General features: G+C 48.2%; 17 protein-coding genes and 1 pseudogene. 1 reads left to right on the forward strand and 17 read right to left on the reverse strand.

The window, feature by feature from the left end; translation table 11 throughout:
- Positions 1–43 precede the first annotated feature (43 nt).
- From WFJ73_RS08065 to WFJ73_RS08125, 14 genes and pseudogenes are all read right to left on the reverse strand, one after another.
- Positions 44–874, reverse strand: a complete 831-nt coding sequence (locus WFJ73_RS08065; RefSeq protein ID WP_336772553.1) for a carbohydrate ABC transporter permease — start codon at positions 872–874, stop codon at positions 44–46.
- Positions 875–878: 4 nt separating this feature from the next.
- Positions 879–1,757 carry a carbohydrate ABC transporter permease gene (locus tag WFJ73_RS08070; protein ID WP_336772554.1) on the reverse strand — a complete coding sequence of 293 codons (879 nt, stop codon included), beginning with the start codon at positions 1,755–1,757 and terminating at the stop codon, positions 879–881.
- 142 nt (positions 1,758–1,899) lie between these two features.
- Positions 1,900–3,414: a response regulator transcription factor gene (locus tag WFJ73_RS08075; RefSeq protein WP_336772555.1), complete on the reverse strand. Its 1,515-nt coding sequence runs from the start codon at positions 3,412–3,414 to the stop codon at positions 1,900–1,902.
- A complete protein-coding gene (locus WFJ73_RS08080) occupies positions 3,411–5,279 on the reverse strand; it encodes a sensor histidine kinase (RefSeq protein WP_336772556.1) in 1,869 nt (622 codons plus the stop codon). The genes WFJ73_RS08075 and WFJ73_RS08080 overlap by 4 nt, the downstream gene beginning before the upstream one ends.
- A 29-nt stretch (positions 5,280–5,308) precedes the next feature.
- Complete coding sequence (locus tag WFJ73_RS08085; protein ID WP_336772557.1) at positions 5,309–6,370, reverse strand: LacI family DNA-binding transcriptional regulator; 1,062 nt, start codon at positions 6,368–6,370, stop codon at positions 5,309–5,311.
- Positions 6,371–6,513: 143 nt separating this feature from the next.
- Positions 6,514–6,936, reverse strand: a complete 423-nt coding sequence (locus tag WFJ73_RS08090) for a hypothetical protein (protein WP_336772558.1) — start codon at positions 6,934–6,936, stop codon at positions 6,514–6,516.
- Positions 6,912–7,313, reverse strand: coding sequence for a hypothetical protein (locus WFJ73_RS08095; RefSeq protein ID WP_336772559.1), 402 nt, complete (start codon positions 7,311–7,313; stop codon positions 6,912–6,914). Before WFJ73_RS08095 ends, WFJ73_RS08090 begins: the two co-directional genes overlap by 25 nt.
- Positions 7,314–7,505: 192 nt before the next feature.
- Positions 7,506–7,682 (reverse strand): annotated as a pseudogene (locus tag WFJ73_RS33355) (stalk domain-containing protein); the annotation flags it as partial.
- Between the two features lie 244 nt (positions 7,683–7,926).
- On the reverse strand, positions 7,927–8,184 hold the full coding sequence (locus WFJ73_RS08100) for a hypothetical protein (protein ID WP_336772560.1): 258 nt from the start codon (positions 8,182–8,184) through the stop codon (positions 7,927–7,929).
- A 525-nt stretch (positions 8,185–8,709) separates the two neighbouring features.
- Positions 8,710–9,237, reverse strand: a complete 528-nt coding sequence (locus WFJ73_RS08105; RefSeq protein ID WP_336772561.1) for a hypothetical protein — start codon at positions 9,235–9,237, stop codon at positions 8,710–8,712.
- Positions 9,238–9,520: 283 nt separating this feature from the next.
- Positions 9,521–11,068, reverse strand: a complete 1,548-nt coding sequence (locus tag WFJ73_RS08110) for a glycoside hydrolase family 43 protein (protein ID WP_336772562.1) — start codon at positions 11,066–11,068, stop codon at positions 9,521–9,523.
- 11 nt (positions 11,069–11,079) lie between these two features.
- Entirely contained in the window at positions 11,080–12,780 is a 1,701-nt protein-coding gene (locus WFJ73_RS08115) for an ABC transporter substrate-binding protein (RefSeq protein WP_336772563.1), read from the reverse strand.
- Between the two features lie 76 nt (positions 12,781–12,856).
- Positions 12,857–13,753, reverse strand: a complete 897-nt coding sequence (locus WFJ73_RS08120; RefSeq protein WP_336772564.1) for a carbohydrate ABC transporter permease — start codon at positions 13,751–13,753, stop codon at positions 12,857–12,859.
- A 15-nt stretch (positions 13,754–13,768) separates the two neighbouring features.
- The gene (locus WFJ73_RS08125; protein WP_336773086.1) at positions 13,769–14,632 is read right to left on the reverse strand and encodes an ABC transporter permease; all 864 of its coding nucleotides are present in this window, start codon (positions 14,630–14,632) and stop codon (positions 13,769–13,771) included.
- A 200-nt stretch (positions 14,633–14,832) separates the two neighbouring features.
- Here WFJ73_RS08125 and WFJ73_RS08130 point away from each other — a divergent pair, with 200 nt between their 5' ends.
- A complete protein-coding gene (locus WFJ73_RS08130; protein ID WP_336772565.1) occupies positions 14,833–15,702 on the forward strand; it encodes an AraC family transcriptional regulator in 870 nt (289 codons plus the stop codon).
- 51 nt (positions 15,703–15,753) lie between these two features.
- Here the strand turns inward: WFJ73_RS08130 and WFJ73_RS08135 are convergent, their stop codons facing one another.
- From WFJ73_RS08135 to WFJ73_RS08145, 3 genes are all read right to left on the reverse strand, one after another.
- Positions 15,754–16,230, reverse strand: coding sequence for a hypothetical protein (locus WFJ73_RS08135; protein WP_336772566.1), 477 nt, complete (start codon positions 16,228–16,230; stop codon positions 15,754–15,756).
- Positions 16,227–17,480, reverse strand: a complete 1,254-nt coding sequence (locus WFJ73_RS08140) for a DNA polymerase IV (protein ID WP_336772567.1) — start codon at positions 17,478–17,480, stop codon at positions 16,227–16,229. The genes WFJ73_RS08135 and WFJ73_RS08140 overlap by 4 nt, the downstream gene beginning before the upstream one ends.
- A gap of 187 nt (positions 17,481–17,667) precedes the next feature.
- Positions 17,668–18,975, reverse strand: a complete 1,308-nt coding sequence (locus WFJ73_RS08145) for a DUF2515 domain-containing protein (protein WP_336772568.1) — start codon at positions 18,973–18,975, stop codon at positions 17,668–17,670.
- Positions 18,976–19,017: the final 42 nt, after the last annotated feature.

Here is a 19,017-nt window from a genome sequence, read left to right on the forward strand (position 1 = left end):
TGTAAGTTATTTAGTCCATTCTTCAGCTACTTAGTCCATCCAGCTACTTAACCGCGCCATTCGTAACTCCCGCAAAAATATAACGCTGGAGGAACAGGAACAGCAGCAGCGTCGGTATGAAAATAATAAGAATGCCGGCAGATATCACGTTTAATTGGGCAGCATTTGGTCCGACAAAGGAATAAATGGCTGTCGATACGACCTTCAGCTTCTGGCTCGGCATGTATAAGTACGGGGTATAGAAATCGTTATAAATCGAAATGGTTTTCAGGATAACAAGCGTTGCCGTGGCAGGCCCCAGCAGCGGGAAAATAATAGAGCGGTAAATTCGGAATAGCGAAGCCCCTTCCATCATCGCGCTTTCGTCCAAATCCTTCGGAATGCTATTCACAAACTGCAAATAAATAACGATTTGAAGCACGTCTGCGCCCAAATACAAAATGATCGGACCGCCCATCGTATTGTACAGATGCAGCGATTTAATAACGCTGAACGTAGCAACCTGGGTCGTTACCATCGGGATAACTTGTGCAATCAAATACATCCCCATAATCGGTTTTTTCAACTTGAAATCGAATCTTCCGACCGCATAAGCTACCATCGTTCCGAACAAAACATTGCCGGCAACCGCAATAACGAGAATGATTAAAATATTTTTAAAGCCTAGCCCAAGCTTGCCGATTTCGATAACCTTGCTAAAGTTTTCAAAGTTAAATAGATTAGCAGGCATTCGGAGCCCGGATTGGTAATATTCCCGCTGCGTCTTGAACGCGCCGATAAATACGGAATACAAGGGAAAGAACACGACGAACAAGGCCATGGCCAGCGTCACGTATTTGAATATCGTAAAGGAGAATGACTCTTCTCTTTTCATCCCGTTACCTCTCCTCTCTGAACAGCAGCTTGCGTTGAATAACGATGAAGATAAGCACCATGATGAGCAGTATCACTGCCATTGCGGAAGCAAGACCGAAGTTCTGGTATTTGAACGCCGTGTCCACGGTCTTAATGACGAAGGTCGAGGTATCGTTCGCGCCAAGCAGCATGACATAAGGAATGTCGAAGGCTTCGAGCGCTCCGGTCAAGGTCAGAATAAGCATCAGCTCCATTACTTTTCGGATGCTCGGCAACGTAATGAACCGGAACTTCTGTCTGCCGTTTGCCCCGTCTATCGAAGCTGCCTCATACAAATCACTAGGAATGGATTGAAGCGCACCGATAAAAATAACCATGTTGAGCCCCATGTACTTCCACATCGATATAAAAGCAAGCGAGTAATTAACGAGATGTTTGTTGCCAAGCCAGCTCTGCTGCCAGGACTCCAATCCGATCGAGCCAAGCAAGACGTTAAGCGACCCGTACTCCATGTGATACAGGTTTTTGAACATGATTACGGTTGCAACGCTATGCAGGACGTAAGGGATGAATAACATCGCCCGGAATCCGTTGCGGCCGCGCAGCTTGCCAGTTAGGATCACGGCGAAATAGAGCGATAACGCAACCTGGACAAGTCCTCCGATAAAATAATAGAGATTGTTCTTCAGCGCGCCGAACACTTCCGGTTTCGTGAAAATTTCCTTGTAATTGTCGAGGCCGATGAAATTCATATCCCAGCCTAGTCCACTCCAATCGGTCAAGCTGTAATAGAGCAAGGAGATGGCTGGATAATAAGAAAATGTCAGCGACAGCAGGACGGGAATCGTTAGAAATCCGAATAAAATAAGATAACGCTGCGTTTTATAACTGAAATTAAACAATAGGCTCCCTCGCTTTCTGTTTGATGACTGCGGGCTGAGTTGTTAACGCTTACATCCTATTATAGGAGAAAGGCTCTATCATTTTAATGGACTCCGTTATTTTTTATTGTCTTCAATTTCGCTAACTTTCACCTAACAACAATCACCTAACAATATCACGGTATTCCTTGGGCGTTTTACCGGTCATTTTTTTGAATACTTTCGTAAAATAAGCCGGATCCGCGTAACCTACCATCTCGCCGACCATATAGGTTTTCAGACCATGCTCGTCGCGAAGCAGACGTTTGGCCTGTTCGATTCTCTCCGAAGTCAAATAGTCGGTTATCGTCTCGCCTGTTTCGGTTTTAAACAGCTTGCTCAGATAGCTTGGCGTCAAATAGACAAGATCAGCCAGACGCTGCAGTTCGATTTCTTCCGTATAATGCTTCTGAAGATAGGCTTTAATGGTTTCAACCGCCTTATTCTCGGAACGCCCCTGCTCAAGCGTATGGAAACGGTCGTTCATATCCGCGCGCAGCTGAGCGGCAAAGGCCCGCCAATCCTCGAAGCTCTCGGGAGCAATCATCTTGCTCGGCTCGCCGCCAATCGACAGCTGCCGGTCAAGCCTTTGCTTTATTTCCTCGTTTATAAGCACATCCATGTCCGAGCATACTTCCCTCAGCTCATCCCAATTTAAACGGTATTTGGCGCACTCCGTCAGCCAGCTCTCGAAAGCGCGGCTTGCCATAGCAAAGTCGCATATCTGAAGGGCTGGCAAAACCTCCTTATCGATAATGCGGAGCAACCGATATCGTTCTTCCTTATGCGCCGCTTGGTTACTTACCCCCGAGCAATCGCGAAGCTCACTATTATACCAGGCTTGTTGAAATGCGGCCGAAGCCTCGCGATAGGCCTGCCCGAGACGGCTGCTGCCGCTAAATACACCGCTAAATCCGATCTTTGCCTTCGTAAAGCCAGGCAATCGCTGCAGCAGCGTTACCGCAAGATCCCGTACCGTATTCGCATGGTCATTCTGTCCGATTGCGATAATGACGGCTTGTCGCCGACTCTCGTTCCTTACGATTTTGCGTTCACGCTGCCAATCGCAAGTCCATTTCTTGAGATGCTCATCGGTAATCGCCGGTTCAGCACCTATAAGCAATACGGCATAATGTTCAGCAAATAACCGGCTGCGGTCAAGCTCGCTGCTTACCTCCTCTTTCAATAAAGCAGGCAGTTGCCTGTCGTCAGCAAACAGCAGCAGACTGACCAAATCTTCCGATTCCAGCCGTCTGCGGTTATTGTCCTGCCTTACTTCCGCCTCCACCTTTGCAAGCATACGGTTCAGTTCTTCTAAATTAACGGGTTTAAGCAAATAATCCTTAACCGCATAGCGCAGCGCCTCGCGCACATATTCGAAATCATTAAAGCCGCTCAGGACGGCGAATTTCACCTTTCTTCGCATGCCGACCACTTTTGAAATAAGCTGAATTCCGGTCATTTGCGGCATTTTAATATCCGTAATAATTAAATCCGGCTCCAGATGCTCAATTTCGTCCAGAAGCTCCTGACCGCTGCCATAAGAGCCGATAATGACGTAGTTATCACCCGCCTGTTCGATCAGCTTGCACAATCCGAGTCTAATTCGTTCTTCGTCATCGACTACGATAATGTTCATAAGGTCATTCCCCCCTGTTTGGATTGAATCGGAAGTTTAATGGACACCGTTGTTCCTTCACCTGGCATGCTGTCGACCGTAATGCCGTAAGCTGCGCCATAGCGTAATTTGAGCCGCTCGTTCACATTTCTCAGACCGATGCCGCGGCCTTCCCATTCCGGCATTTGCTCCGCATCCAGCATGCTTCGCAGCCGTTGCAGCGCTTTCTCATCCATGCCGCTGCCTTCGTCTTTGACGATAAAATATTGATCTCCTCCAGCTTGCCTATAACCGATTGAAATAACTAAATCTCCCGTTTGTTCGTCGTACGCATGATTAATGGCATTTTCAACGATTGGCTGGAAAAGCAGCTTCATCACTTCGATTTTCCCAACCGCGGGATCCTCCGGCAGCTCTAAGGAATAACGGGTTCCGTAACGATAGCTTAGAAGCTGCATATACATTCTTAAGTGCTCCCATTCCTGCTTGGCTTGTACGGTCTCGCTTCCGGCATGAATGCTATAGCGGAGCTGCTGCCCGAGCAGCTGCACCATCTGCCCTACTTCCGGATCATCATTAATGACGGCGGTCATCCGAATCGATTCAAGCGTGTTATAGATGAAGTGAGGATTGATTTGACGCTGCAGACTCTCGAGCTCGATTTGTTTCTTGCGCTGCTCGATCCGGTAAATATCGTCAATTAAAGAGACAATGCGTGACATCATCCGGTTAAACGCGTTACCCACCATGCCTACTTCGTCACGCCGCTTGATGGGGAACATCACATCCAGCTTCCCGGACTGAACCTGCTTCATCAGCTTAACGAGCGAGCGCAGCGGTTTGGTTAACGCGAAAATAGTGACAAGCGAGATGACAAGCGCCAGACACATCGTGGAAATGGCAGCCGCCGTCGTATAATTGCGTGTTCGCAATGCCTCGGACTTGAGCTGCTTCTCCGGGATTGAGATCAGCATCAGCCAACCGGATACCTCCGATTTGCGGTATATGACCAGCTGCGAATGATCTTTTTCGCCAATATGGAAGCTGCCTTCTTTGCCTGTTACCTGCTTTAGCAGCTCATTATCCGATAGATTTTGCAGCAAGTATTTTTGCTCACTGTCATAAATGACGTTCTTCTGCTCATCCAAGATGAGTGTTGTACCATGCGTCGTCGCATCCAAATCTCGCACAATATTCGTAATAACCGATATGTTCGCGTCAACGGCGATGAGTCCGATAGGGTTATAGGATTTATCAATGATTTCGCGGACAACCGTAAAAACATACTGCTTGCGGTTAACCGTGGTCACTTCCTGCGTGCTGACCAGGACAGGCTTGCCATGCGCTTCATCCGCAATTTGCTGCCAGTTCCCATAATAGTCGCTTAGATTCGATCGTACGCCCCCGCTCTTTATCACATAATAGGAATTGCCGTAACGGTCAAACAAATAGATATTGCTTGTACCCTCTTTAATATTGTTCATGAAATAGATACTGCTCTCGATCTTGCGCTGAATCTTAAGCCTGACCGTATCATCCGCAGCCGATTTGTCCGTTAATGTCCCTTTTGCTTCAAGCTCCTTCGCGTAATAGTCGTTGGACTGTTTCAACCCGGCTTGGATCTCGTCCAAATAAGACGGGATTATCGAGATTTTTTTCATATCCACCGTGTAATCGTCCAGCTTGCCGATCATCTTATCGGTGAGCTCCGATGCATAAGATACCGTGTTCCTTTCAATCGTTTGCGTGTATCGCTGCGCAGACAATAAAGTAAGCAAAGCTATGGGAACCAGAATAAGCAGGACAAAAACGATTAACAGCTTCGCTTCCATCCGCGTAGACGGCCACTCGGTCCATATTCGCAAACGGGAACTCCATTTACTCAAATTGTCATCTCCTTTAACCGGCTGCCCGGTTAGCTGCCCACCGGAAGCGCTGTTGATTCGCGTATGATGAATTCTCCTGCTAGCAATATTTTTTCCTGCAGACTATCCGGATGCTCCAGTCTTCTAAGAAGCATTTCCACGGCCCGGCGGCCGATTGCTTCCTTCTGGACATTAACGGTGCTCAGAGTTGGCTTTGCCCATGCGGCATCCTCAATGTTATCAAAGCCCGTAACGGAGCATTGCCCGGGAACCTGTACCGACAGCTTGCCCAGCACGGTCATCATGCAAATGGCTATGGAATCGTTCGCGCAGACAAAGGCGGTCGGAAGCCGATGCTCGTTAATCAACTCTTTCACAATAACTTCCAGAGCCTCGGTGATTTCACTCCGATTCCCGCCTTCAAAGGTAAGAAGTCTTTCCTCCTGATTAAGAGCAAGCCCATGCTCCTCCATCATCGTACGGTAACCGATATAGCGGTCAACGAAGCTGCGCGAATAGCGGGTGTTGCCGACGAATTGAAGCTTGCTGTGGCCGCAGCCAATCAAATAATTGGTGACGCGTCTCGTGCATTCCATATTATTCATGAATAGAACATCCGAAGGAATAAGCGGATCCTCGTGATCGACGAGAACAAACGGAATGCCGAGATTCCGAATCTCGAGCAGCATTTTGGAAGCAATATAACCGACGCCAATGATGCCCAGAACGCCATTTGGATTAATGAGATTCGAGAAGTTGTCCTTGAAATTCTCGGTTACGACCAGGGCGCTTATATCGCGGTCGGCGAGCTCCTCCGTAACGCCGTCAATAATTCGTCCCCAGAAATAAGAATCCCGCGTCTGGAACCTTACTTTCGGTACGAGTAAAATGACCGTATCCCGAGTATTGGTTATAAGTGATGCCGGTTTATTCCGTTTCGCGGCGGTATTCGTTTGTTTATTGACAAAATAGCCAAGCTGCGTGGCAACGCTTACAATTTTGTCCCTTGTTTCCGCGCTGACGCCCGGCTTTCCCGAAAGCGCTTTGGATACCGCGAACTTTGAAACGCCGAGATGATCGGCAATTTGCTGCATCGTAACTTTGATGACCATGATTAAGCACATCCTTTTGGCTGAATTAGCTGTATAAGCGTTATCATAACATATCTTTTGTTAGGCAAAAATAAATTTGTTTGCGCTAACAAACGCATTGAAGGATAAACAAGAAAAACGGCACGTACATATGTACGTGCCGTTTAGTTTATTATTGTAATTTCGTAAGCGCCGATGAGATGGTCGCTCAAAAAATGAGTCCAAACTTCTATTTCCTGCCCATTTGTTAAATCATCAACGGCTGCGAGTTCCCTTTTTCCATCGCTTTTCTTTTTGAAAACAAGCGTATCTTTTGTAACAACGAACCCTTTGGGTGCTTCTAAGCTCTTGTCCACGGACTCCCCTTGAAAAGTCATGGATCCTTTATAATCAACGAAATCAATTTGTTTTTTAGACATATGCAATTCGCTTATCGATCCGACTGATAACCAATGTTCGTTATCAGGCTTTGGGGTCATCTTATCCTGGTAATAGAGAAAACCAAATACGGAAAACCCAGCTGCCAACATAATGATGATTAGTGTAATTTTAGCTTTTGAATTTAATCCTCTCTGAGGATAACCCATTTTCCGTCCTCCCGTACCATGGCATAGTTTGGATCAATTATGGAACCGTCCTTCATTAAGTAGAACACCTTTATCAATTTCATATTAGAATTGTTGATTTGTAACCACTCTTTTACGGCTTGGGCTCTATTGTCAGGGTCGTTTTGTATCCATAATATTTTGTCAACCTTATCCCGCTGCTTATAAAATGGAGCTAGAACGCCCTTTCTGTCCAACTCAGCGAATTTTACCGCATCGTTCTTCTTCATTGCCTCAAACAAGCCAGTAATAGTCGATGATATTTCTAAGGTAACGGAACGGTGCACAGTAAATTTTAACTGTTTCTTGTCCGTTAGTTCTTGATAACCGACGAGCTCGTAATCTATGATGCTGGTCATGTCCGTATACCCGCCAGTTGGGAATTCTAAGAATACGTTTGTCGTAAAATCACTGCTGGTTAATTCATGGTATGTCTTACTGTCCCTTTCATCATAGGCCATAATAAATTTAAAGACCATATTGCGATAGGGTACCCACCATGTCCGATCCGTCTCTTTATCATACGACGGGACAGAATTCACATAGACAGATTTGTTTTTGTTATCCCAGGCGATTGCTGCTCCTAACCCTTCCGAGATTGCCCAAATAGGAACGTATACGCTGCCATTTATCAATTTGGGCTGGGCAGTAGTCTTAACTTCGTTGCTGTTAATAAAGATTCTGGGTGCGACGGTAGCTGCGTAAACTTCAGAACTGAATAATGCTATTCAAGCAGTACCTACTAATCCAACTTTCACATATAGTTTCACTCTACCCCTCCTAATCATTTTGTTGTGTATAGACGCACAATAAACACAATATGTTTCCAAAAGTGTTTAAAAATACATGCTATCTAATTACTTTATAGCCAAACAATTGCGATTTGTTTCCTAATAAAAACCCGTAGACAGTCATAAAACTGCCTACGGGTTTCTTTCGTTTTTTAGGAGGTACTAACTCACCAATGTATGTTTAGTTATTCTGTGTCGTATTCTTATCTCTAAAAGAACCAAAAATTCCAGTAATAAGTCCAACAATGCCAATAGTAAGTCCATACCCACTTGCTTCATTGTAAGCTAATAAAATAACTGCTCCGAACACGGTTAGTTGAATACCTAGCAGTTGAATTTGAAGAACAGTGGGACTGATGAGAGTTAAGACTATTCCTGATAAATAGACAAGCATTAGTAAAATAATTATTAAGGTTAGAATCATTAAACCAAGATGCAAGCAATTCACCCCTTTACTGAACTATCCATCGGTAACTTAATCATTAGTTACTTTTGCGTTTATTGCAATACACTTTAGATGATTTAATAACCGATCACTATAAGAGTAGAGTATTATATTTTCATTTCCTTTATATACATAGATAGTTGTTCGGTCCCATCGTTTAGTTCTTGTAATTAGAGATATCTCTTCAATTCTCCATCTTTTAGTCCTTCTAAAATAGGTATGATACATCAAATAATCATTAGTTAACTCTACGTATGATAATTTCCCTAGCCCGAATAGTATAAATGCCATACCACCGATTATTGATAAAATGCCGGCTATGACCCCAACGATTGTATGCTCGGTTATAGGTAATATAGCTAAGCAAATCAATAGAAATCCCAATAGGACAAATTTTTTACTTGGAGTATAAATTTCCACAGCCTTCTCCTTATCTCTTTGTCGGATTAATTTTATCATGAATTATTTAGCTGAATCCGGTATATCCAAATGATCGGAGTTGGTCAAAACACTTAATGTTCATTTCTTCTCCTCCATCCTTCCAATTCCGAATCCGAATAAAACTTCTCCTGTAATAGCATCAATTACGGTACTACTAATATCCAACGGTTCTTTCCCTCTATGGTCTGGCACAAAGTCATCTGGAAGAAGCCCTTTAAATGTGATTACCCAGACAGGTACATCTAAAATTGATTTTTTATTCTTTAATACCGGATTTGCATTTTTAGCCTCTGCTGATATTGCGCCTATGCCAACATTAGCCATTATTAGACCGTATTCAAGATATATACCTTTGGGTTGTGCAGCGGTTTTCCGCAATAAATCTTCAGTGATTTTGCGCACTTCCAGTTCCCTTATTCCAGGTGCTATATTTGTTGAACTTAATTTAATACCCAGCCCATCTAAAGTCTTCTCATCATAAGCAGAAGTATGGAATATGGGAATCAATGAATTATTTATTTCTAAATTAGCGGTAACACTATTTGTTTTACTTGAGCATCCGCACAGTACAAAAAGTATCATTAAAGAAATTGCGAGCTTTCTCATATTCATCATCTCTCCTCCAAATTATGTCGAACCGTAATTATCCCCCTTACTTAGAAAATATCTCTATTTCTGCTTCTAAATAATTTTGATTCGGCGGTCGCGTTTCCCTCTATTTATTCGAGGATCCCTAGGAGATTTTATAACCGTTTAGCGCGCTGTGAGCGTCGTTATATTATTGTCACAGAAAAAAACCCCTTTCGGGGTTTTTTAGTATCTTTATAATCAGGATTTATCCTCGCTGCAGCCTGCCGGCTGCAGCATCTGGCTTAAAGGAACCGCGCATCTACTCTACAGCCCGGTACTCCATCCAGTCAAAATGAGCCGGCGATATAGAGCGTACCCCATTGCCTGTTGCGTACATGGCGATAAATACACCGGTGAACCCGCCGGCTACCTCCGTAGCCAGCATTCTGCACTCCCCTTGACCCATTCGGACAGGGTCTTCCTCCTCGCTTCTGGCGAAGCCAAAAACATAATCGGCTCTATCCCCTCGAATGCTTAATACAACGGTGTCATGGGGCCACGGCATCTCGCTTTCTACCTTCCAGAGCGTGCCGAGCCTTCTGCGGAAAATCAGCTTGCGCGCGCCTGCTATTTGCGTGACTGCAAGCTCGTAATGGAAGCGTTCGTTCATGTACACGGCAATACCCGCTTCTTCCCCATCCCGCTTTGGCGCAAAGGTTAGGTGAGTACTTGCCCGGAATGAAAAATGCTGCTGTCTGCGCCCGACAAAAGACGGAACCCCCGTTTCATTCAGGGTATCCCCGGAGCCGTATAACGTCAGGCTGCCTTTCTTCGCGGTAAGCGACCAATTGCTTGGATCCGGCGAGCGCAGGAAATTCCAGCACGGGGCAAGCGACGCGTCTTCAAAGTCATCTCTAGCCGCAGGCTCCGTCTTGAGCTGCAACGGAAGATTTCCCGCAGGCATGATTTCACCGATCATTCCGTTATCTCCAATAACAGGCCACGCATCTTCCGTCCAAGCAACGGGGGCCAGGAAGGTCTCTCGGCCCAGATAATGATGATTAGGATAACCGGCTGGGCGAATGCCGAGGAAAACAGCCCACCAGCTGCCATCCGGCCCTTGAGTAAAATCAGCATGCCCCGTTGCATGAATGGTTTTCAATTGGCTGCGATGGGTTAGGATCGGGTTGCGCGGACATCCTTCGAATGGACCGTCCGGCCTCTTGCTCCTCGCAACGGTGACCATGTGACCGTACTCCGTTCCTCCCTCGGAGATCATGAGATAATACCATTCGCCAATGCGGTAAACATGCGGGGCTTCCGGATATTGACCGCCGGTTCCCTTCCACAGCAGGCTTACCTCGGACAAGCGTTCCCCGGTTTTAATATCGATTTTGCTCTGATAGACGCCTTGCCCTTCGGCATCATGAGAAGTTGTATAATAGACGGAGCCATCCTCGTCGAAAAACAAATCGGGGTCAATACCCGGCTGGTCTACAAAGACAGGATCTGACCACCTTCCTCTTGGGTCGTCTGTGTAGACGTAGAAGTTCCCCCCGCCGGATACATTGGTCGTCGTCATGAAGAACGTTCCGTTGTTATAGCGTATGGTTGGCGCATAAATTCCGCCCGAGCTTCCAGCCTTGCTTAAATCCAATTGTTCCGTACGCGTTAGAACATGCCCAATCTGCTCCCAATTGACGAGATCCTTGCTGTGAAATAAGGGAACGCCCGGAAAATATTCAAACGAGCTTGTCACCAAATAATAATCTTCTCCTGCCCGGCAGATGCTGGGATCCGGATGAAACCCGCTAATAACGGGATTGCTATATTGATTCACTATGTTCTCTCTCCTAATCCATTCCATTTCCTTAAGTCCTATTCACTCCAAAGCTTGACGCGGTCTTGAACATACTTCGTAAAGCCTTTTTCCATCTTCTCGACACCTGCATCGAGCAGTTCCTTCTGGTAGCTGTCCCACATCTTATCGAAGTCTCCCGGCTTCGCCATGATCATTTGCGGAATCTGCTTCCATGTAATGTCCTTCATTTTGTTGGCGAGAATGGTCACTTCATCATCGCCAGGCACGCTTATATTCCAAGCCGCTCCCCAAGCCTTTACCGGAAACTGATCTTCTTGCGGGAACAGGTCTTTCCAGGTTGTAGCGTTATACGCCTTAAGCGTTTCCTTATCGGCGCTTGTGTACGTGCTCACGATTTGCTCAGGGAAATTCTTGGTATAATAATTGCCCGTGGAATCTTTAACGCCATCACCGTAATGCGCGCCAATATTAGAATAGAAGCCAATGCCGGATTCTTGACTAAAAGCCGTATTATCGTTAATGATGCGCTTCTGAACATCTTCCGGAACTACGCGTTTACCATCCTGGATCGTATAATGCTTGCCTTCAATTCCCCAGTTGTTAAGAACCTGTGCTTGCTCCGATGCCAGATAATCCAGGAATTTAATCGCTCTTACCGGATCTTTGCAGGATGTTGTAATGCCTACTCCCCAGCCGGCCATAAAGCCCGTGGACTGGAAGCGGTTATCTTTATAAGCGTCCGACAGCATAACCGAGTAATGCCCGTAGGTTTGGTCAAGCTTGTTGTCAGCCTTCAGTGCTTTTTCGCCGTCCGCATAACCCCAATCCGCATCAATCAAACCGATTATCCGACCGGAGGCAATCTTCGCCAGGTACTGGTCATTCTTCTCCACGAAGCTTTCTTTATCCAGCAGCCCGATGTTATACATATGGTTCAACCACCCAAAATACTCTTTCTCGCCTTCCGTACGGTAGTGATAGGTTGCTTCATTCGTTTTCGGATCAATGTAATACTCGCCGTCCCCTGACTTGCCGGTCGTTTCGGCTGCCGGGTTGGTCACGGAGATATACGTATGCCAGTCATCCCCATTGAGGGTGAGTCCGATATTTTTATTTCCGTTTTCATCGGTCGGGTGCTTCTCCAAATAGGATTTGATGACATTCTCGTAATCCTGCAGCGTCTTGATCTCAGGGTAACCCGCTTCCTTCACCGCGCGGTGCTGCAGCTCAAATCCGCCTCCCGCTACAAACGTTTGTCCGTCAACAGCCGAATAGGTCGGGATCACATAGATGGACGGATCGTCGTTGCTGTAGCGCAACCGATTAATTTGATCGCCAAACAGCTTCTTGAGATTTGGGGCATATTTCTCGATCAAATTCGTCAGATCAAGCATGGCTCCCGCATCGACCATTTTGTTCAAATCCCCTTTGGGGCTGATCAGATCGGGATAATCCCCGCTGGTCGCGATGAGAGCTACTTTCTGTGCCGGGTCACCTACCGCAAACTCGGCATCAAGCGTAACGCCCGTCTGCTTTGTAATCTCTTTGCCTACATCATCCTGCATATCCCTCCAGTTGGGATTTGGATCCTCGCCGAAGAACGAGAAGGTGACCGGGGAGGTATCATTTCCCTGCTCTTTTCCCGTGTTACCGCTTACAACATTGCCATTGCCGTTATTTCCCGCGCATCCGGCCAATACGCCTACCGCGAGCGTAAAGACCATGCCCAGCTTCGAGATTTCCCCTGCTTTTACCATCCTGTATACCCCCATTTAAATTAAGATTCGTATATCGTATAAACAGGTTACCCTGCCGATACCGCTGTTAGGTGAGTCAGCTTTTCACCGCACCAAGCGTCATGCCCGTAACGAAATACCGCTGCAGAAACGGGTATACCAGTAGAATCGGGACCGTAACAATGATCGTGATCGCCATTTTGACCGATTCCGGGGAAATTCTATTCATCACTTGATTCATGCTCGTCCCATTAACCTCTTGACCGTTGCTGCCCACCTGGGTGCTCTGCAGCACTTTCATCAGCTCGAACTGCAGCGTGGTCAAATGCTCCTTCGAGCCGTTGTACAAATACGTATCAAACCAGGAATTCCATTGGCCAACCGCGAGGAACAACGCAACCGTTGCCAGTGCCGGCATCAATAAAGGGAGAATGACGCGCCGGTAAATCGTAAAATCGTTAGCTCCGTCCAGCTTGGCCGATTCCTGAAGGGCATAAGGCAGCCCGTCGATAAACGAACGGATGATAAATACATTGAATGCGCTTACGAGTCCGGGCAGCACATACACCCAGAACGTTCCGATAAGATGCATATCGCGCATCAGAAGGTAAAACGGAATAAGACCGCCCGATACATACATCGTTAGCGCCAGGAATAGGGATAGAAATTTACGTCCGTCGAATTCCGTCCGGCTCAGCACGTAAGCCAGCATGGAGGAACTGATAAGCCCCAATACCGTACCGGCCAAGGTCCGCAGCACCGAAATCTTGAGTCCGGTAAGCAGCCCTGCGAACGAGAAAATGAGCGAATAATTGTCAAACGTCAGGTGACGGGGAAAAACCGTAATCCCTCCCCTTACCGTGTCGGTTGAATCATTCAGGGATATAGCCAGCACATTCAGGAACGGATAAAGGGTACAGACCGCTACCAGCGAAATAACGAGGTAAACGATCACGTCAAAAAGCCGATCCGTCAGTGAGATACGAACTTTCACTATTTCAAGCCCTCCTTACATAATGCTTTCTTTGGTGATTTTCTTGAAAATGCCGTTCGCGACGAATAGCAGGATCAGACTTACTACGGAGTTAAAAATGTTAATTGCGGTGCCGAACGAATAACGTCCCATTCCCAGTCCGTAGTTAAGGGCATACAGGTCAAGAACTTCGGATTTCTCTTTTACCAGACTGTTCCCGAGGAGAAACTGCTTCTCGAACCCGATGCTTATCAGATGACCGATTGACATAATCAGCAAAATAATAATCGTGGAACGGATACCCGGCAGCGTAATATGCCAAATCTGCTTCAGCCTGCTTGCACCGTCAACCCGGGCTGCCTCGTATAGCTCCGGACCAATCCCGGCAATGGCGGCCAGATAAATAATGGCGTTCCAGCCGGTTTCTTTCCAAATATCCGCGCTTGTCACCACGTACCAGAATAAATTTTCCTTCGCCATGAATTGAATCGGCTCATGAATCAGATGCAGGCTTACCAGCACTTGATTCACAACGCCATTCTCCGCTGAAAGCATCTTCGTCACAATCCCCGCAACAACCACCCAGGAGACAAAATGCGGCAGATAGGAAACCGTCTGTACGAAGCGTTTCAGAAACGAAATACGGACCTCGTTCAACAGAACGGCGAAGAGGATCGGAATCGTAAAGCTCGCAATGAGCCCCATAAAACTCATCGCCAAGGTGTTTCGCAGCGCATTAAAGAATTGATCGTCCTGAAACAACATCCGGAAGTTATCCAAGCCGACCCACTTCTGGTCGAAGAAGGATTTGCCTACTCGAAATTGCTGAAAAGCCATCGTCCAGCCCCATAACGGCATATAACTGAATACAAAAACAAAAATGACAAAAGGGACCGACATGTAATAAAGATATCGCTGCCGAACGATGCGCTGCCAAATGCTTATGACGGACAAATCTGTACCACTCCTCTGCATTTTCTTGTTCACTTAGCATTATAATGGAGAAAATTAGACCTAATCCTTGATTTTAAGGTCTTAAAATAGCATGATTAGGACATCAAACTAGCTTACGTCATGTTTTTGAGGGGAGTCTTAAGTCTATGAGAAGCGTCCATTTGAATTGGTTTACCTCCGACGAGCAATTTCTGTTCTATATCGGGTATGGCGGGCATGACGAGGACATGTATCTTCATGATCATGTGGATTTTTCCGAACTCGTTATCGTTTTGAACGGGAATGCGACGCATATCGTAAACACCGAAGCTTCGTTTATTAAGAAGGGGGATGTCTTTGTTATTGACGGCGCTGCCTCTCATGCCTACAAGGATCCTCATGATTTCCGGATCTGCAACATCATGTACCGTCCGGACATCCTTGCTTCAGCCGGCCCCGACCTGAGATCCTCTAATGGCTTCCGGGCGTTGTTCGTCCTGGAACCGTTTTATCGGAATATCCAGTCCTTCAGCAGCAAACTCAGCTTGCCGATCCCGGGTCTGGAATACGTATCCTCCCTCGTCGCCTTTATGATTGAGGAATACACGGACAAGCTTCAGGGCTATCAGACTATGCTGCGGTCACGCTTCATGGAGCTTGTCGTTTATTTGTCCAGGCAGTATCAGAATCAGGACCAGCAAGGAATCCAAGGAAATCTGATGCATTTGGCGAATGCGATTTCCTTTATGGAAGACCACTATCTTGAGCCGCTTACGCGTGAGCAAATCGCCGATAAATCGGATATTTCGGTCAGGCACTTAAACCGGATATTTCAATCCTATTATCAAACGACGCCCTTTGCCTATCTTCTGCGCCTCCGCCTGGAGCATGCTTGCAATCTGCTTAAGACAACCCATGTCCCGATTACGGAAGTTTCTTATAAAAGCGGCTTTAACGACAGCAACTATTTCACCCGCCAGTTCACCAAGGTTTACGGGATGTCTCCGAAGGTATACCGCAGGGAACAGTTTAATTGACCAAATAAAAAAGCACCGCGCCGTATGCCGGCGAGGGTGCTCTTGTAAGGTTCACTTAAACATCGTGGAGATATATTTGGCGATGCGGACGCTAATCTCTGCGCGGGCCGCATCGCGGATCATGGAGAAGCGGTCCTCGTAGCCTCGGCAGACGAACTTGTAATGAATCGCTCCATGCTCGCTGTCGCTCTCCTCGAGGAAGACCCGGATATTGCGCTCCTTAAGCGCTTTGCGGACAGCGGTCAGATCCGTGTGTATATGCCCCATTAAGACGCGAGAGGCTTTCATAAAGAGCTGCTTCATGGAGTAGAAGGACAGCTCGATTTCCTTGCAGTTCTTATCTACGATCGTCAGCATCATGGGGAGCAGTACGTAATCGCGGATAAGCTCAAGCTCCTCTTTGCTTGGGACGGGGACAGGTCCGGAGGCTTTGGACGGCTCGCGCCGTTCTAAATATTGCTCCCGGTGCTCAGGCAGCATCATACGGCTGGATTCCCAGCGGCCGTTTCCTTCCAGTTTCTTGCTCATTTGTAGTGTCCTCCAATTTTGACGCTGCGCTCACGGGCCTGGGCTGACTCGAGCAGCGAGGACGCCCGGAGAATCGAGGTCGTTCCGAATTTATGGCGGATCGCGTCCGTGACGCGATCCAGCTTTCTTTCCTTCTCCCTATTGCCGAATAAGGTAAGCTGATATTGGTCGTCGGGAACCAGCTTCGATAAGGTCACGCCAAGCTTGCGGACGGGGAGCCGGTCCCAATGGGCATAAAATAACGTGCGGGCCGCAGCGAATACTTCCTTCGTAATATTCGTCGGGTCGGGTACCGTCATCTGGCGGAAAAAGCCGGTCGGGTGGTCGAAATCCGCGCCTTGCGCGCCTGCTGCAACGACGCTGCCCATATAGCCCTTGGCCCGGCTGCGTCGGCATACCTCCTCGCTTAGTTCCAGCAGGACAACGTCGATCTCCTGCGGTTTGCTGTAATCCCTGGGAAGCGTCATCTGATGACCGACCGCTTGCTGCGCGTCATGGGTGCTTGGCTTGACCGGGCTTGGGTCAATGCCGTTTGCCGTCTGCCAGAACAGCTCTGCCTGAATATCGCTGTTGCGGCCCATCCGCGCCTGCAGCCTGCGCTTGAATTCCGGCAGGGGCAGACGGCCGAGATCTCCGATCGTCGAGATCCCCATGCGCTGGAAATGCGCGGTCATCCGCGAGCCGACGCCAAACATTTTGTTCACGGGAAGCGGCCATAATAAAGATTCCACCTCGGATTTCGGAAGAGTGAACTGGCCGGTATCGTTTTTTTTCGCCCAAATATCCGTGGCCATCTTGGCCAGAATCTTGTTGGAGCTGATGCCAACCCGGGCCCATACGCCGGTATAGGTCATGATCTTGGTCTGGATCTGCGTTGCAATTTCTTCGGGCGTGCCGAAGTAAGACAAGGAACCGGTAACGTCCAGGAATTGTTCGTCGATGGAGAAGGGCTCCACCAGATCGGTAAACGAACGAAAAATGTCGGTAATCATTAGCGAGACATCGATATAAGCTTGCATCCTCGGCTTGATAATGACGAGATGCGGACATTTGCCCAGCGCCTCGCCAAGGGTCTCGGCGGTCGTCACGCCGTACTGCTTCGCAAGCGGACAAGCTGCCAGAATAATGCCCGAACGCCTCGAAGGATCGCCGGCCACAACGACCGGATCGTTCTTATATTCGGGATGCGCCGCCTTCTCGACGGACGCGTAGAACGACTGGCAGTCAATCAGCATAATGACACGTTCCATAATCCCCACTCCAATACAAATGCGAAAGTATGTTCGTATATTATTATATACCGAATGTATGTTCGCTATGCAAGGGATATTTAAAGGTAATTTCAAACAGTTGGGCCAGAAGCCGATCCTGCCCGTAAAACAGCCAAAAGAAGCCTGATGTTCGGGTTGGAACAGCATGCTTCTTTTGGGGCTGTCTTCAAGGACGCGGCTTCTTCCCTTCCTCCTCCTGCCTCAGCTGCTGGGCAGCAAGCACGGCAAGCTCAATTTTGTTCAGCAGCAGGCCGTATTCGTTCGTCAACTCGAAGCTGCGGGGGAGCTTCAGCTTTCGGAAATACGGCAGGATGCCGCCAGCCGAGCCGAACCAGTCTTCCCGCTTCGCGGTCTCGAGCTTCTGGTTCGCCCAGGCATCGCGAAGCTCCGGGCTGTAGAGAGGCGCGGCTCCCGGCAGAAGCTTGCCGCCTAACAATCGCTCCTTGTACAGCGCTGTGGGCGGCTCCCGGCGTACCCGGGCGAACAGATGCGGGGCATAGTCCGCCCTTGACCCTGTATGGCGCGCATTCGCCGCAAAGGCCAGCGCCCCTCCCCGTACCCGGGGTACGCCGAACAATATCGCATACAATGACTTGCCGAATTCAATCCGCTCGGACACATCGTCGAAGTCCTCCATGATTAATCCGGCCAGCCGAAGCTCGCGTTCCCCTTCGGTATGATACGGGAACATCACCGCGTTCAGCTGCAGCAGCGACTGCATGCCGAAGAAAAGGGTATCGAGCACGTTTTTGCGGAAGTAATCGTCCTGTACTACCCGCTGCTCAATGAAATGCTGCTCGTTCACAATAAGCGCTACCGTTAGAGGCACGGAATCGCGTCTTCGCCAGAATTGCTCCCATACCGGCTTCATAAACCGTGTTATCCCAAAAGCCGGAAGCAGATGAAACAACGGACGCTGCACGCGGACGCTTTCCTCATAGAGCAGCAGCTGCGGATAAGCATCGCCAAAAATAAACGTATTCGCATGCTCCAGCAGCAAGAAGACCGACTGGCGCTTATCGCCCGGGAGCAGCTGCGGCAGCCATTCGCCTGCCAGATCCGTCATATTCCACCCGCCGTTGCGGGAAACGAGATGGGCCAGCATCGCCCAGTGCAGCTCCGGATGGCGTTGATACATCAACCGGTAGGCTTCCGTCCGCGTCACGTTATTGCGGTTCAGACGGGAGGTCTCCGCCCGAATCCGTTCGATAAGGATTTTCTCTTGCCCGCTCCATGCGCCGGTCACCTGCTCCGCCTGCTGCTCCTCCAGCTTCCGCCATTCTCCGTCCAGCTCGGCGACCGCATCCTCGGCAAGCTGCAGCGGAGCTGCTTCCGCGAGCATCTCATGCGAAGCCTCGAGGCCATGCCATTTGCCCACCGCATAATCCCATGCCGCGGCAGGCAGAGAAAAGAACTGTTTGATTTTGCGAAGCCGTCTTCCGAAGCGGCCGTGCCCTCTCCCCCTGCTTAACATCGACCGCCCTCCTCCTATCCTGGTAACACAAGTATTTGCCGT

It is taken from the genome of Paenibacillus sp. MMO-58, assembly GCF_037146255.1.
GTDB lineage: Bacteria > Bacillota > Bacilli > Paenibacillales > Paenibacillaceae > Pristimantibacillus.

Coding starts and splice junctions, on each gene's coding strand:
- WFJ73_RS08095 (WP_336772559.1), bottom strand. CDS start 7,313: ATGACCAGCATCATAGATTACGAGCTCGTCGGTTATCAAGAACTAACG.
- WFJ73_RS08085 (WP_336772557.1), bottom strand. CDS start 6,370: ATGGTCATCAAAGTTACGATGCAGCAAATTGCCGATCATCTCGGCGTT.
- WFJ73_RS08105 (WP_336772561.1), bottom strand. CDS start 9,237: ATGAGAAAGCTCGCAATTTCTTTAATGATACTTTTTGTACTGTGCGGA.
- WFJ73_RS08075 (WP_336772555.1), bottom strand. CDS start 3,414: ATGAACATTATCGTAGTCGATGACGAAGAACGAATTAGACTCGGATTG.
- WFJ73_RS08140 (WP_336772567.1), bottom strand. CDS start 17,480: ATGGAACGTGTCATTATGCTGATTGACTGCCAGTCGTTCTACGCGTCC.
- WFJ73_RS08065 (WP_336772553.1), bottom strand. CDS start 874: ATGAAAAGAGAAGAGTCATTCTCCTTTACGATATTCAAATACGTGACG.
- WFJ73_RS08130 (WP_336772565.1), top strand. CDS start 14,833: ATGAGAAGCGTCCATTTGAATTGGTTTACCTCCGACGAGCAATTTCTG.
- WFJ73_RS08125 (WP_336773086.1), bottom strand. CDS start 14,632: ATGTCGGTCCCTTTTGTCATTTTTGTTTTTGTATTCAGTTATATGCCG.
- WFJ73_RS08110 (WP_336772562.1), bottom strand. CDS start 11,068: ATGGAATGGATTAGGAGAGAGAACATAGTGAATCAATATAGCAATCCC.
- WFJ73_RS08135 (WP_336772566.1), bottom strand. CDS start 16,230: ATGAGCAAGAAACTGGAAGGAAACGGCCGCTGGGAATCCAGCCGTATG.
- WFJ73_RS08115 (WP_336772563.1), bottom strand. CDS start 12,780: ATGGTAAAAGCAGGGGAAATCTCGAAGCTGGGCATGGTCTTTACGCTC.
- WFJ73_RS08090 (WP_336772558.1), bottom strand. CDS start 6,936: ATGGGTTATCCTCAGAGAGGATTAAATTCAAAAGCTAAAATTACACTA.
- WFJ73_RS08145 (WP_336772568.1), bottom strand. CDS start 18,975: ATGTTAAGCAGGGGGAGAGGGCACGGCCGCTTCGGAAGACGGCTTCGC.